The organism is Bartonella sp. OT172YNZD (assembly GCF_042193725.1).
GTDB classification, from domain to species: domain Bacteria; phylum Pseudomonadota; class Alphaproteobacteria; order Rhizobiales; family Rhizobiaceae; genus Bartonella; species Bartonella grahamii_A.
The window spans coordinates 179621-194418 of the sequence record NZ_JBHILZ010000002.1 but is presented as its reverse complement, the minus strand read 5'-3'; the positions used below and the strand labels follow the sequence as shown (position 1 = coordinate 194418).

Annotated in this window: 9 protein-coding genes; 3 read left to right on the top strand and 6 right to left on the bottom strand. The window is 36.8% G+C overall.

Annotated features, from left to right (window positions below):
- Window positions 1-103 precede the first annotated feature (103 nt).
- Entirely contained in the window at window positions 104-922 is an 819-nt protein-coding gene (locus ACFIJS_RS01695) for an outer membrane protein (protein ID WP_375649262.1), read from the top strand.
- 1437 nt (window positions 923-2359) lie between these two features.
- On the opposite strand, the gene ACFIJS_RS01690 is transcribed toward ACFIJS_RS01695, so the two are convergent.
- The 5 genes from ACFIJS_RS01690 to ACFIJS_RS01670 all read right to left on the bottom strand — a co-directional run bounded on the left by ACFIJS_RS01690 (window position 2360) and on the right by ACFIJS_RS01670 (window position 10993).
- Entirely contained in the window at window positions 2360-3250 is an 891-nt protein-coding gene (locus tag ACFIJS_RS01690; protein ID WP_375649260.1) for a metallophosphoesterase family protein, read from the bottom strand.
- 911 nt (window positions 3251-4161) lie between these two features.
- Entirely contained in the window at window positions 4162-6258 is a 2097-nt protein-coding gene (locus tag ACFIJS_RS01685) for a glutamine amidotransferase (RefSeq protein ID WP_375649258.1), read from the bottom strand.
- Entirely contained in the window at window positions 6255-9053 is a 2799-nt protein-coding gene (locus ACFIJS_RS01680) for a DUF4159 domain-containing protein (RefSeq protein ID WP_375649255.1), read from the bottom strand. Before ACFIJS_RS01680 ends, ACFIJS_RS01685 begins: the two co-directional genes overlap by 4 nt.
- On the bottom strand, window positions 9050-9961 hold the full coding sequence (locus tag ACFIJS_RS01675) for a DUF58 domain-containing protein (protein WP_375649253.1): 912 nt from the start codon (window positions 9959-9961) through the stop codon (window positions 9050-9052). The genes ACFIJS_RS01680 and ACFIJS_RS01675 overlap by 4 nt, the downstream gene beginning before the upstream one ends.
- Window positions 9962-10993, bottom strand: coding sequence for an AAA family ATPase (locus tag ACFIJS_RS01670; protein WP_375649251.1), 1032 nt, complete (start codon window positions 10991-10993; stop codon window positions 9962-9964).
- 248 nt (window positions 10994-11241) lie between these two features.
- Between ACFIJS_RS01670 and ACFIJS_RS01665 the strand changes: the two genes are divergently transcribed.
- A complete protein-coding gene (locus ACFIJS_RS01665) occupies window positions 11242-12495 on the top strand; it encodes a CCA tRNA nucleotidyltransferase (protein WP_375649249.1) in 1254 nt (417 codons plus the stop codon).
- A 541-nt stretch (window positions 12496-13036) separates the two neighbouring features.
- On the opposite strand, the gene ACFIJS_RS01660 is transcribed toward ACFIJS_RS01665, so the two are convergent.
- Entirely contained in the window at window positions 13037-13513 is a 477-nt protein-coding gene (locus ACFIJS_RS01660) for a tRNA (cytidine(34)-2'-O)-methyltransferase (RefSeq protein WP_375649246.1), read from the bottom strand.
- 735 nt (window positions 13514-14248) lie between these two features.
- On the opposite strand from ACFIJS_RS01660, the gene petA reads away from it, so the two are divergent.
- Window positions 14249-14797: a ubiquinol-cytochrome c reductase iron-sulfur subunit gene (gene petA, locus ACFIJS_RS01655; RefSeq protein WP_375649244.1), complete on the top strand. Its 549-nt coding sequence runs from the start codon at window positions 14249-14251 to the stop codon at window positions 14795-14797.
- The last annotated feature ends 1 nt before the right edge of the window (window position 14798 follow it).

Below are 14798 nucleotides of genomic sequence, written 5' to 3'. Positions count from 1 at the left end.
TTTATTTTTTTTGTAACTGTGTCATTTTTGCTATATATTTTTTAAAAAAACTGTGAAACGATTTACTATTATTTATGTAACATTAGTTTTTAGGGGAGCAATTATGATTACAAAGTATTTAGCCTCAACATCTATCTTTTCTTTAATTTTAATTTCTGTAGTACAGGCATCGGATATCATTACTTCTGAACAGCCTGTTCCTGTTATTGCAGTTCCTGCTTTTTCTTGGACAGGATTTTATTTTGGAGGACAGATTGGTAACTTTTCAGATAAAACAACTGCAAGTTATTTAAAAGATGAGACAGGGATATGGAATCCAATTGGAAAGGAGAATTTACCTAAACTTTCTGGTTTTATGGGGGGGGGGTATGCAGGTTCCAATATTGATATCGATAATGGTTTTATTATAGGTATTGATACGGATATGATGTGGTCTGATAAAAAGAATACAAAAGATATTAGTCTACCAAAAAAAAGTCAAACTGAAGAAGCTTCTCCAGAAGAAAAAAATCGAACAAGAGATTCTCATGAGGAGAATTCGACAACACCTATTGAAGCTGTACGTCATACTTTAAAACAAAAATGGGTTGGTGCTACGCGGGTAAGAGTTGGTTTTGCGATTGAGCGTATGATGCCTTATGTTTCTGGAGGGATTGCTTATACGCAGCTTCAGAATATTTTTGGGTTAGTTGCTGATAGCAAAAATAGAGCAGTTAATTTTTCTGATTGGTTGCATGATGAAAAAAAGACCATGATTGGTTATACCCTCGGAGGTGGTGTTGATTTTGCAATGACTGATAATGTTATTGTGCGTGCAGAATATCGTTATTCAGATTTTGGTAAGAAGAAGTTCGTGCATGATAAATTTGAAATGGGCTACAAGACAAATGATTTCCGCGTGGGTGTAGCTTATAAATTTTAATTTTTTGCAGAATTAAAAATTCAAAAGTCTCATTTTCAAATGAGGCTTTTATTTTTCAGATATGTTCTGGAAAATATCCTTCACTCAAAAGAGTTACTATTTTATTCGAACAATACTTTGATTTGTAAATATAATTTACTTTTTTCATGTTGAGTGAGAGCCCCAAGTATCATAAAATTTTCTCATTTTAAACCTATACTATGTTAAACCAATCAAAACTATGTCTTTTGCACCTAAAAAGGTGGGAAAGCTGTAAGATAAAAAACATTAAAGAAAGAATAAAAATGCTTCGTATGAACCATCTCAAGTGCCAAAGTTTGTCGCTACATTGGGGGGGCAAAGTGTGAGATTTGCTACTAGCTTGATTTTTATAAATGTAAAGATGGTGCTGCTAAATGGACTTATCATTACATCATTCATAGGTGCCGTCGCGAAATGGGTTTGGGTGCTTTAAAAGATACTTTTTTAAACAAACATATAAATTAGCAACTTAATGGCGTTTTATTTTATTTGAAATACCTCTCATACAATCGACTTTTCTGTTTTGCATTATCGTAAAATATTTTATTTAATGACAAAAAAATCGCAAAAAAATTTCTAAAGCCCGTCAAATTACATCTGAAATATGACTTAATAATAATGAAAATTCATATTATAATTTTTATTATTATTAGATATTTTATGTTATATTATAAATAATAATTTACAATAATAAAATAATTATAAAGTAATTTATAGGAAAAAATAGATAGAAAATTAGGAATTTATCGAGACATAAAAAACATTATTACCTATGCTTGTTATCGAAATAGAATCTATTATTTTTTATAAATCTTTTAACTGTACGATGATAAATATCAAGTGAAATAGTAGGGGATAATTTCAAATCTATTTACGATAAATCAATCAACATCATTTGTTTACGAATTACAAGTAGGATTGGTTATTGAAATTATATACTTTAAGTTATTATTGGGCTTTTTTAGGCATTGATTTTCAGGTATAGAAGCTGAATGAGCTTCTCATTATTCTATAAAATATCATCACTGTAGTGGTATAATGATTGTACACATTGATGCTTTTGGTAGGAATGTATGATGAAATTCAAGGCAGGATTTGTTTGTAGGGCTTTATGAAGTAAATCACATGCGCAATTAGCAGGGGAAACCCGTGCGACAAGAATCCGGATTATTTATAGATCAGGTGTGGTAGAAATTTTCGGCCTTTAGGACGGGAAGGAAGTGAACCGATGAGTTTTTAAAGCCAGTCACATAAGTGGGGTAGCAGACGGAACTCTCTGAGAGAAATTGATTTATCGACAGAGAAGGGAGAACTTTATTTTTTGAGGAGAAAAAGGGAAATAAGAATTATGATTTTCAAAGGGACATGAAATAAAAATATTTTCGTTTTTGGTTATTGTGGCAACTATAAAGGTGTTTAAAGATTAATTATTTCAGTACATGCAATCTCGTTTTTGGGGTCGATAATGCTATAACGTTGCAATTGGCAGTGCCATTGATTTTGTAAGCGTTCAATGGAAAATAAATTAAAGCCTGCGGGTGGTTTTTTATCACCAAAAGCTTGTGATGCGGAAGGAACACCGACAATAGGAATTTTTTTCATTGGTCCTTCAATGTAATTTAATGTGGGTAAATGAGTATGTCCGTGAAGAATAAGTTCGCAACCGTGATATTTGATAACGTCTAGAAAACGTTTTATATCCCATAGTTTTTTATGCCAAGACGTTGCCTTAGGAAAGGGGGGATGGTGAATCATGACGACACGAAAAAGGTTGCGTTGTGCTGCTTCTTTTAAAAAGAGTGGTAAAGTTTGCGCTTGCATTTTACCAAAATAACCAGAAGCTTGAAAAGGTGGTGTCGCGATGGCTGAAGAAGTTGCTATGATGGCAACATTTTTGCGAATGCGCATATAAGGAAAAAGAAAAGCGCTTTTTTGAGGGACGTCACCTGTGATCCAAGGTTTAAAAAGAGTACATGCTTTTTGGAAAGCACCGCGGACATAGGCGTCATGATTTCCAAATGTCAAGGAAATATCTTGCGGTTGTCCTAAGTTAAGTAGCCAACGATGTGCTTGTTCAAATTCCTTGTCTAGAGCAAGATTCACAAGATCACCAGAGATCACAAGATGATCAGGTTTTTTTTTGTTCAAGGTATTTATTAAAGTTTCTAGGACATTTGTTACCATTTGACTCTTACGTTTTTTTTGCCAATTCAGATAACCGGTAAGACGCTTTCCAGAAAGTTCAAAAAGGGAAGGCTGCGGGAGAGGGGAAAGATGTATATCCGATATATGGGCAAGATAAAACATAAAAGCTCGTAGAGTATTAAAAATGATTTAAAGAATAAATATAAGATAAGTTGATATTTAAAGACAAGAAGGATTGTAAAATGAAAAATAGCTTGTTGAAAGTATGAGAAAATTCTTTGAAGAATTAACGCTGTATTGTATTTTTTATGGAAAAGGTAGCATAATACAATATATCATTCTTGGCAACCGATATGTCTTTTGTATGATAAGATAAACTTTAAAATGATGGTCATAAAGTTTTAAGACTTTTAAACAGTTTTATACGTCCACACATTATCATAAAAAAATCTAATTATTCAGTGTAAAATGCAAAAGAATGTATTGTATTTATCAGGAATTTTTACGGTTTTGCGCTGCCATGTATTGCTTTTAATGGGAGATTTTTTCACACAAAACAGAACGCTTCAAGAGGAATATTTCAAATAAAATATCCCAAATAAAATATCATTGTGTTGTACATTCACGTATTTATTTTGAAGAGATATTTCCCAGTGCGCTTGATCCCATTTCACGAAAGCTCGCAATGCTATGAAAAGCCTCGTTTACAAGGCTTATTATGCGCTACCATCTTTACATTTATACAAGGTTCAAAGCAAAACAATCATACTATTCCCTTCTAATTTTATGAAAATCCTTGCTTTAAGAGGATTCATAAGAGGTACTTCACTCTCTTCTTCAATGGTTTTTATTTATACGGCACCTCTTTTAATGATGTGTAAGAGAGTGATTTTAATTGATTTAATATGGAAAGTATTACAAGGAAGAAAAATCCTACTGGGAATAATGACTCAATATGAAAATAATGATAAATTATCATTATAGATCAATATTTTTATCTAATTGTAAAAGACAAGAAAATACACAAAAAGATAAGCTGAATTTTAAGACTATTATACGAAATTTCAGATTTTTCAACGGCTTTCACGATACCACATGCTGCTCAACAGTAAAAGGCAAGCAAGCAGTGACAAGAAACCAGAAAATATCGAAAAATAAAAGGTATTAATTAAACGAGTTTCTGTCGCTTCTTTCAGAACAATTGAATGTGTTGGGGAAGAATGCTGGCTTATTTTTGATTGAATCAGCTTGAATGGAGGAAAATGAATGTTTTCTTTTCCCTCGGGGTGTAACCGTCCGATGTAACCACCTGTGTGCTTAATAATGGGAGCTAGTTTTTCTTGTGTTGAAATTAAGTCAAACAATTCAAGATTATCGAGCATCCCTACAGAAGAAAGGATTGTTAAATCGCCATTTTTAATGGTAAAAATTCCTGTTTCATCAGTGGTCCCAGTTGCGCTGAAGAGACCTTCTTTCTCTTTGGTGAGAGTGATATGTTCTTTTTTGCCAGAGGGAAAGGTTATTTCAGCGGGTTCTGGATGGTCTTTTAGAGTTTGGCGGCGAATTGTTAAATGATGATGGCTGCTGGTTGCACTTAATTTTTCTTCATCAAGTTCTGGTTCTTTCATGAGCCAATGAGCAATGCGACGATAGAGAGCTGCATAAGGACCGCCGCCTTCGAAACCTCGTGCCCAAAGCCAACTTTCATCGGAGAGCAACATGCCTACACGTCCTTTATCAACATGTGAGAGAAGTAAAAGTGGTTGTTCATCAGCTCCTTTCATGAGGGCGATTCCGTTATTTATGTTTTGAATGGCAATTTGTCGCAACCATTGCCCCCATTGAGAAGCTGGAAGGTTAAGTGTTGCAAGGCCCCTTGTGACAGGATGACGCTCACCTTCTTTGGTTAATGTGGGGCGAAAAGGCTTTTCAATAATAGTTCCATTGGGTAATGCCGGTAGAATGCTTATTAAAGGTGTTTTCGCGAGTGAGTTGTTTTTGGTAAATTCAGGTCCTGTTACCATCAGCAATGCACCCCCCTTTTGTACATATTGGGCGATATAATCATAATAGACTAAGGGTAGAGCAGCAGAGTGCTGGTAGCCATCAAGGATGATGAGATCAAAGTTATTAATCTCTTCAACAAAGAGTTTTCTTGTGGGAAAGACTACCAAGGATAATTGGCTTAAGGGCGTATTATCTGCTTTGGTGGGAGGACGCAAAATAGTAAAGTGAACAAGATCGATATTGGAATCACCTTTCAAAAGGTCTCGCCATGTCCGTTCTCCATTATAAGGAGCACCTGAAATAAGAAGAACGCGTAAATTTTCTCTGATTCCTTCAATGATTGTTATGGCGCGGTTGTTTTCAAAGCTTAGTTCACCTTTGTGTGGATCGGTTATCACTTGGATAATATTTTTTTCAGCATGAGGAAGGGTAATTTCGGTTTGAAAAATCACGCCGGGAGTCACAGAATAATGGCCAATGTTTTGTCCATTGACGCTTAGTGTAATATTTGCTTTCTGTGATATTGTTTTTTTGGCAGGACCTTTATCTTCTACCAAAATGGAAAGCGTTTGTGGTTTGTTCACAAGGGCAAAGCGTGGAGGAGAAATAAACTTGATTTGGCGATCAAATTCATTTGAGTGTCCTGTAATCAGAGCATTGAGAGGTGCTTCATGATGAAGGTCTGAAATGGAAGGGATATCATGCACTTGTCCATCGGTGATAAAAATGGTTCCTGCATAACGAGAGAGCGGTACATCAGATACTGCTTGTGTTAAAGCATCAAACAAATTCGTTGAGGGTGCATACTGATTATCAGCAAGTTTTCCAGCTTCAATAAAGCGTGGTTCAAATTGTGGATAATGCGCCAATGCTTGAGTTAATCGCGCGCGCGCTTCATCACTGTCGTTTGTACGTGTTCCAAATGTTTGGCTTTTGCTGCGGTCAATGACAATTCCTACAGTGCTTTTCAGTGGTTCACGCTGTTCTTTTATGATCATTGGATTGAGCAAAGCAAGGATGAGGGCACTTAATGCCATCAGACGAAATAAAGAACCTTGACGTTGCGTAACAAGACCAACAACGACAAAAAGAATCGATATTCCACTTAAGAACAGAATCCAAATGAGTGGTAAAAAAGGCTGAAAAGTGAAAAATGATATCATTGCCTTCTTTCTCTTTTAAAGCGTTCCAAGAGTTCTGGAACATGAATTTGGTCCGCTTTATAGTTTCCTGTCAGAACATAAAGGACAATATTTAAACCCGCACGAAATGCCCATAGACGTTGCATTGGATCATTGGGAACAAGGGGATATTTCCATGTCCCTTTTTCATTGAGTGCCCACGCACCGGCAAAGTTATTGGCGGTAATGAGAAGAGAACTTACATTATCACCGCTGGCAAGAGAATTTTTATTTTTTTTGTTTGTTGATGAGGATTCAATCCATAAAGGTGAACCACGGTAGAGACCAGGAAAATCTGGCATAATATAAAAAGAACGTGCAACAACATGATCCATTGACGCTGGCTCAATGGATGGAATATTTAACTCTTTTAAGATATCTCGTAATCGTTGCGTTTCTGGAGTGGCATCTCCTTCAAGATTAAGATTACTCTTTATCTGATCACGCGTGTCAAATAAAATTGTTCCCCCATGTTTCATAAAGTTATTTATTTTTTCAAGGCTTTTGGGGGTTGGTATAGGACTCTTAACATCAATTGGCCAGTAAATAAGAGGATAAAAAGAGAGTTCATCTTTATCGAGATCAAGTGCTGTAACAGAGCCTAGGGTAAGCATTGTACGCTCTGTGATAAATTGACTTAACGCTTTTAGACCACTTTTACTTGTTGTATCAATTTCATGATTATTAGTTATAACATAGGCAAGATGTGTTGCACCAGCAGCTTGTACACTATCATAATGATTTTCGTTCGTTTGTGCATGAAGAGTTGGATCATATGAAAATAAGGCAATAAGACTTATAAAAGGGAGGAGAAACATATTACGCTGTTTCATGAAAGAAAAAATATTTCCCATCCATAAAATGAGAAAATTGTCAAAGGCGAATAATAAGATGGCTAATCCTAAAAGTGGGCCGATAAGATTTTTTTCTTTTATATCGTAAGATAAAGGGCTTTTATTAAGAGAAGTTGGCAATGATGATTGTTTCATCAAGTGCGACGAATGAGTTAAGAGATTGAGTGCATAAAAATCGTTTTTGATACCATAAAGTCCTGGGGGAGTATGATAGGAAGGATGGGGTGGATTTTGAGAGTCAAAGACCAGTGGAACAACATCAGAGGGCGGTACTTGTAATTGTCCGTCAGCGGCTATAGTACGCCACGGGTTTTGTACCATTGTTCTTTTTTCTCTGTGTGTTAGGCCTGTGTTTTCGTTAGACCCTAATGTGATTAGTTTTTGCAACATTTGTGCGAAAAAGCCAGAAAGAGGAAGATTAGACCATGTTGGGTCAGGAGCAACATGAATGAGAATGAGGGTTCCTTTACCACGTTTTGCTGCGGTAATAAGAGGAGTTCCATCCGAAAGGCTAAGCCACGTTTTTTCAAAAAGATCTGGGGTTGGTTCTGCGAGGATTTGGCGCGAGACAGTGACATCTTCTGGAAAAGGAAGATCAAAGAAAAAACTATTTTTTGCAAAAGGGGAAAGCTTTTGTGGTTTCGTCCAAGACATAATACTTCCAAGGAAACGTTGACCCTGACGCAGCGGTATCGGAAGGAGACTATCATAATGTTCTGCACTACTGAGTTTTTCTCCTGCAAAGCGGATGAGTGTTCCCCCTTTATTCACAAAATCAGAAAGTTTTTTTTCTGCTTTTTCAGGCATGTTAACCATGTCGCTCATAATGAAAACAGATGGATTTTGTTTAAGCAAATAATCAATATCCGTTGAAAGCTCTCTTCCACCGGCTGTTATAAGCTGTGTATGTTCCTGTAATGCTTTGATAATATAATAAAATGGAGAAAGTAAGGGCTGTGCTATTTCATTGGTATCGGGTGATAGAAGAGCAACACGGCTTATCCTGTTATGGCTGTCTATCAAGAAGGTTGCAGCAGCATGGTTTTGATTATTCATTTTTATCCAAGCGATATCATTGCGTAGTTCAAGTGGTACATCAAAAGGAACAAGAGCTGTTGTTTCTCCTTCAGAAAAATTTTTCGTAAATTGACCGAGAAGTTGATTGTTTGAATCGTAGAGGTTGAGTGTAGCAGAAGTTTTGCCGTGTGTTGTTGAGCGGATAATACGCGCGACCATGCTTCCATCGTTGTTTTCTACGGATGTTATGCCGATTAAATCAGAAATATCAGCCAAATACCATAAGAATTTTTCAGGTTTTAATTCTTCAAGCAAAGCAAAAGTTTGCTCATCTTCATTTGTTTGTAATCCATCACTTAAATAAGCAATATCAAGAGGTTTTCCTTTGGTTATTTTTCTGAGTTTTTTCAGTGCATCTACGCGGTTGACAGGCCAAGGACGCGGTTGCAAATGCATTAAATGCTGTTTTATAATCTTGGCTGGTTGGGGTTCTATATTAGAGATATCATTTTCAGCTGTTGCAACAAGATAAATATTTTTTTGCTGTTTTTCTGCCTGTGCAAGGAGCATTTCAGCTGTAGAGATGCGCTTTTTCCATTCTTTTACAGAAGCCCAACCATTATCAATAATGAGTGCAAGGGGGTGAGATCCGGAAAAGCTGATTGGTTTTTGATCCCACGTGGGGCGTGCTAAAGCTATGATAACAAGTGCTGCGATGGTTAAACGCAATAAGAGCAACCACCAAGGTGTATGTTTTGCTGTTTCTTGCTGATGAATTGGTTTGGGTAAGAAGCGTAACGGAGGAAAAAGCTCTTTACGCGGAGATGGAGGAGTTATCCGCAACAGCCACCAAATGAAAGGTAGGAACAAAAGCCCTAGTAACAGAAAGGGAGCAGCAAAACTCAAAGTGCTCTCCTTTTTTGCAATGGAGAGCCGCCCATTGTATGTGCAAGATGAAAAATGGTCTCTGTTAAAGGTTGATCCGTTGTACTAACGTGATAAGACCATCCTTGGTGTGCGCAAAAATTTGCCAATTCTTGTCGCCTTGCGTGATATAGTTTACAATAGCTCTTACGAAGATCTTCTGCTTTTGTGGAAACATGTTTCTCTTTCGTTTCAGGATCAAAAAATTCTGTGTGACCTGTGTAGGGAAAGCTTTCTTCTGCGGGATCAGAAATTTCAATTAAATGAGCTGTCACCTGTTTTGTAGTTAAAACGGTTAAATGTTGGATGATTTTTTCAGGATAGTCGAGAAAATCACTTATTATAACGACATGTGAAAAGCGTGTAATCGTTGAAAAATCCGGAAATGAATTTTCATCTGCATGATTTTCTAAAGCAAAGGCTATTCGTTCTACGACATTGGATGTCATTGTGGGGGACATTAAGTTGGGAATAGCAATGTGTTCGCCACTGCGTGCAAGAAGTGATGCTAAGGTAAGGGTAAGAATAATGGCATGATTACCTTTAGAGATTTTAGAAAAGCGCGAACAGTAATGCATTGATGCGCTCTGATCGGGACAGAGCCACACGATTTGTGTCATTTGCCATTCGTGTTCGCGGAGATACGTATTTTCATCACGCGCTGAGCGACGCCAATCAATGCGGGTAATGGATTCTCCTTCAACATAGGGGCGAAATTGCCAAAAGTTTTCCCCATTACCGCGTTTACGTTGTCTATGCCATCCGGTTATCAGTGTATTAGCGATATGACGCGCTTGTAAAAGGAAATATGGCATTTTGCCAGTATCCTTATACAGTTCATTTGCCAGCGACAATGGAGGCTTTTGTAAAACTTTTTTGCCAATAGCCATTCAAAGAGCATCTTTCACAAGGTTATTGATAATATCTTTTACAGTTATATTTTCAGCACGGGCAGAAAAATTGAGAGCCATGCGGTGTTGTAATACAGGATAGGCCAATGCCTCAACATCATCAAGTGAGGGGGCTAAGCGTCCATAATAAAGAGCACGGGCGCGAACACAAAGTGAAAGGGCTTGTGATGCCCGTGGACCAGGTCCCCAAGAAACATAAGTATTAGCAAGGCTATTGTCTGTATGAGGGCGAGTTGAGCGGACAATTTTTAAAATAGCTTCGATCACATTTTCTGAAAGAGGCATTTTGCGAACGATATTTTGAATTTTTTGCAATTTTTTGGCGGATAAAATTGGTTTTGCATTTGCTTTTTTTTCTTTTGTTGTTTCTAAAATGATCCGTCTCTCTGTTGTGAGGTCAGGATAGTCAATATCGATTTGCATCAAAAAGCGATCCAGTTGTGCTTCAGGAAGTGGATAGGTTCCTTCTTGTTCGAGAGGATTTTGCGTTGCAAGAACATGAAAAGGTTGTGGCAAATCATAACGGTTACCTGCAACAGTAACATGATATTCTTGCATAGCTTGTAAAAGGGCTGACTGTGTCCGTGGAGAAGCACGATTGATTTCATCAGCCATGAGAAGTTGCGTGAAAATAGGACCTTGAATGTATCGAAAAGAACGTTTACCGTCTTTACCGGAATCCATAATTTCAGAACCAATAATATCCGATGGCATTAAGTCAGGAGTAAATTGGATGCGTTTTTCATCAAGCCCTAAGACTGTTCCCAATGTTTCAACAAGACGTGTTTTTGCAAGTCCTGGAGCACCGACAAGAAGGGCGTGACCACCGGCAAAAATAGCGATTAAAGCATATTCGATTACCTGACTTTGCCCAAAAATAACTTTGTCAATTTCTTGTTGTAAAATATCCAATTCTTTGTGTGCCGTATCAATATCATCAATAATGATTTGAGCCTCATGATTGATATTGACCTTTTTTACACAATTGGATGATGGATCATGTTGACTCATATTTCTTCCTTAAGGCGTTTGTCGCAAAAATGGTAATTTTCTCTGCATGATAATGGATATTTTATTGTTTGTAACAGAAAATGAGAAGAAATGAAGTATCATATGCCATTTTTTTCATATTCGTATGTAAGAAGAGAAAAGTTTCTTTGGAAGGAATAGACGTGTTTTATAAGGGATGTCTTAAAAAATTTATTTTATGAAGAGAGTTCTTTAAAGCAATGAAGACAACTTTTTTGAAAGGTTAAAGGGTGAATATAAAACAGGACTTCAAACAGGTTGCATGGTTACGACAAAGTGATATCCAAACACTTCTTCGTGTTTTGTCTTTGGAGGGAGAAGAGGCACGTATTGTGGGGGGAGCAGTGCGTAATCAACTGCTAGGGCAGCCTATTAGTGATATTGATATTGCAACAACCTGTTTGCCGAAACAGGTTATTGCACGTGTAGAAGAAGCAGGATTTAAAGCTATTCCTACAGGGATTGCTTTTGGTACAATAACAGTAGTTGCTCATTCATGTTCCTATGAGGTTACAACGCTTCGCTGCGATATTGAAACAGATGGTCGTCATGCAAAAGTGGCATTTGGTCGTGATTGGAAAAAAGATGCTGAACGGCGGGATTTTACGATAAATGCGCTTTATTGTGATGCTGCTGGCAATCTTTATGATGATGTGGGAGGTTTGAGTGATATTGCTAGCCGAACAGTTCGTTTTATTGGGGTTGCAGAAGATCGTATTTGCGAAGATTATTTGCGTATTTTACGTTTTTTTCGCTTTTTTGCGTGGTATGGAGCAGGGCGACCTGATGTGCAAGGGTTGAAGGCATGTGTTAGTTTAAAACACGGTTTAAAAAAACTTTCTTCTGAACGTATTTGGGCAGAAATGAAAAAGCTTCTTGCGGCGTTTGATCCAACACGTGCTCTTTTATGGATGCGACAAAGTAGAATTTTGGCACTCATTTTTCCTGAAACAGAACGATGGGGTATTGATGCAATTCACGCATTGGTGAAGACAGAACAGGTTCTTGGTTGGAAAATTGATCCATTGTTACGGCTAGAAAGCCTTCTTCCTCCTGACTCCATACGTCTTCATGAAATGGCACAGCGCTTGCATTTTTCCCATAAAGAAACAACGCGATTAAAAGAATGGGCAGAGTTAGAAATAATAAACCAAAACTGTTCTGGTCATTTTGTGCAAAAACTGATTTATTTTCATGGACGACAGCCAGTTTTAGATCAATTATCGTTGTCTGTCGCTGCATCACATCTCGATAATCTGGAAAAAAGTGATGCTTTGCAAAAAGCAGAGGGTTATGTCAAGCTTCATCAGCTTGCTCAAAAATGGCAGATTCCAACTTTTCCTATTAATGGTAACGATTTAATAAAGAAAGGTTTTGCTAAAGGTGTGCTTTTAGGAAAAAAGCTTAAAGAGTTAGAAATGATATGGGTTGAAAGCGGATTTTTAATGGATCGTCATGCATTATTAGAAAAAATTGATTTATAATATATCTGTTCATATTATACCAATCAAAATCATTGTCTTATACGGTTACAAGTTGGGGAAGCTGTGTGAGGAAAAATGATTACAGAGAGGAAAAATGTCTCTTATGAACCATCTCAAAAATAAGGATTCTCGAAAGTGAGAACGGATAAAGAGAATAATGATAGCGGTTTACACCTTGTATGAGCATAAAGAGGGGGGTGTCCAATGGATTTTTACTATAAGGAGTGTTTAATTATTTATAGGTGGTGATATGAAATGGATGTGATTGGCACTAAGAAATATTTATTTTATCAGTACTTGATTGTTGAAAAATGATAGGCGTTATACGCTCTAACTGTTCTTTGATATGTTGTATATTGTTTTTCGTGATAATTTATGGGTTTTTATAGGCATTCTGTAAGTTATTCTAAAAGTATTATTGAACTTTATGCGCTTTTAAATACTCATTATATTTTATATAAAAGATTTTTTTAATTATTTAAAACCATATTTCATGTATTTTTATTGTTTTATTAAAGACTTTACTGGAATTGTTGTGTTTTTATAGATTACAGTTTCTTTCATGATAACCAATTTGGCGTAATGCTTCTCCTGTTGTTATGGCTACGCACATGGCGAGATTTAGAGAGCGTGCCTGTGGTTTCATGGGAATTTTCAATGTGTAATCGGCCGCATCATGAACATAATCGGGAACGCCAGCTGTTTCACGACCAAAAAGTAAAACATCATTTTTTTGATAGCATATCTGCGTATAGCATGTTTTTGCTTTTGTACTTAAAAGCACCAGACGGCGGTTAAAGTGTTTCATGGAGCTTATAAAATGTTGCCAATCAATGTGTCGTTCTAAGGAAGCATATTCGAGATAATCCAATCCTGCGCGTTTGAGATTACGATCCGACAGATTAAAGCCTGTGGGTTCAATAATGTGCACATGTAAACCAAAACAAGCACTAAGACGTAAAATCGTTCCAGTATTACCAGCAATATCAGGTTGGAAAAGAGCTATATGAAGTGTCATGTTCTCTGTAATATGATTTTTCTTTCGACTTTGTAAAGAAGCATTACAATTTATTCGAAAAATATGCTTTGAGAAATACATTTTTTTACGTTTAATTTTTATTCACTTTAAATTTCAGGGAAAAAGTTATGTACACAGGTTTGTTTGGGATAAGAGAGAATCTCCCTATTAAGGACTTTCTTTTATTGAGCGATACATGAAATGATTAACTCATTATATTGAAAAGTGGGATATTTAATGAGGTTAAACCATCCATTTTAATTAAAATCAACAAAACATGCTTTTTATGCAAAAGCAGAAGCGGAAAAAATACTCATTCAACCAGTTGGAATTGAAGGAGGGAGAGATGCTGTAAATGTGTTAAAGAAATAACCGATAAGCTCAACTTATTTACTGAGATCTGGTCATAACAAGACTATCTATCTTTCTTTAGGAGTGTTTGTTTACACGCTATCTCCATTTTTCACAGGCGGGAGAGTATTTTTGATTGATTAGTGATTGATTAATATGAGTAGGTTTGAAATGAAAGAAACTTACGGTGTTTCAGGATTTCATTCGCTCTATAAAACGATGAATTATCATTATAAAACAGTTTGTTGTATAAGCCATACAAATGGCAGGAGTTTTTTAAGGGGATGTTTTTATGGTTGAGGCAACTGAGTGATCAAGCATTGTACAATGGGAGAGGGTATGGTAAAAGAATGTTTTAGCAAATAGTCTCTTTAAGTTAAGTCCATGGGTGAGCAAACGAGGCGGGATTTTCTGTTTTTGGTAACAGCTGTTGCAGGAGCAGTTGGAATGGGAGCGGTTGCGTGGCCTTTTATCCGTCAGTTGCGTCCAGATGAAGCTGTTTTGGCATCTTCCTCTGTTGAGGTTGATCTTTCTGGTATTGAAGAGGGGATGTCGGTGACGGTAAAGTGGCGAGGACAGCCTGTTGTTATTCGAAATCGTACGAAAAAAGAAATTGCTAATGCGTGCGCTACTAAATTGAGTCTTCTAAAAGATCGTCAAGCGCGCAATCCTAATCTTGAAGGTGAAAAAGAAGCAACAGATTTTGCGCGTTCAGCAGGTAAAGGACGTGAAAATTGGCTTGTTGTTATTAATCTTTGTACGCATCTAGGCTGTGTAACACTTGGGCAATCGGGTAAATTTGGAGGATGGTTGTGTCCCTGTCATGGATCTGTCTATGATACCGCTGGAAGAGTGCGGTCAGGTCCAGCTAACTATAATTTGGCTATTCCACCTTACCAATTTCTTTCTGATACTTTGCTCAAAATAGGATAAG

Excerpts from the sequence above, each read along its gene's own strand:
- ACFIJS_RS01670 (WP_375649251.1), bottom strand. The coding sequence starts at position 10,993 with ATGAGTCAACATGATCCATCATCCAATTGTGTAAAAAAGGTCAATATC.
- ACFIJS_RS01675 (WP_375649253.1), bottom strand. The coding sequence starts at position 9,961 with ATGGCTATTGGCAAAAAAGTTTTACAAAAGCCTCCATTGTCGCTGGCA.
- ACFIJS_RS01685 (WP_375649258.1), bottom strand. The coding sequence starts at position 6,258 with ATGATATCATTTTTCACTTTTCAGCCTTTTTTACCACTCATTTGGATT.
- ACFIJS_RS01660 (WP_375649246.1), bottom strand. The coding sequence starts at position 13,513 with ATGACACTTCATATAGCTCTTTTCCAACCTGATATTGCTGGTAATACT.
- ACFIJS_RS01690 (WP_375649260.1), bottom strand. The coding sequence starts at position 3,250 with ATGTTTTATCTTGCCCATATATCGGATATACATCTTTCCCCTCTCCCG.
- petA (WP_375649244.1), top strand. The coding sequence starts at position 14,249 with ATGGGTGAGCAAACGAGGCGGGATTTTCTGTTTTTGGTAACAGCTGTT.
- ACFIJS_RS01695 (WP_375649262.1), top strand. The coding sequence starts at position 104 with ATGATTACAAAGTATTTAGCCTCAACATCTATCTTTTCTTTAATTTTA.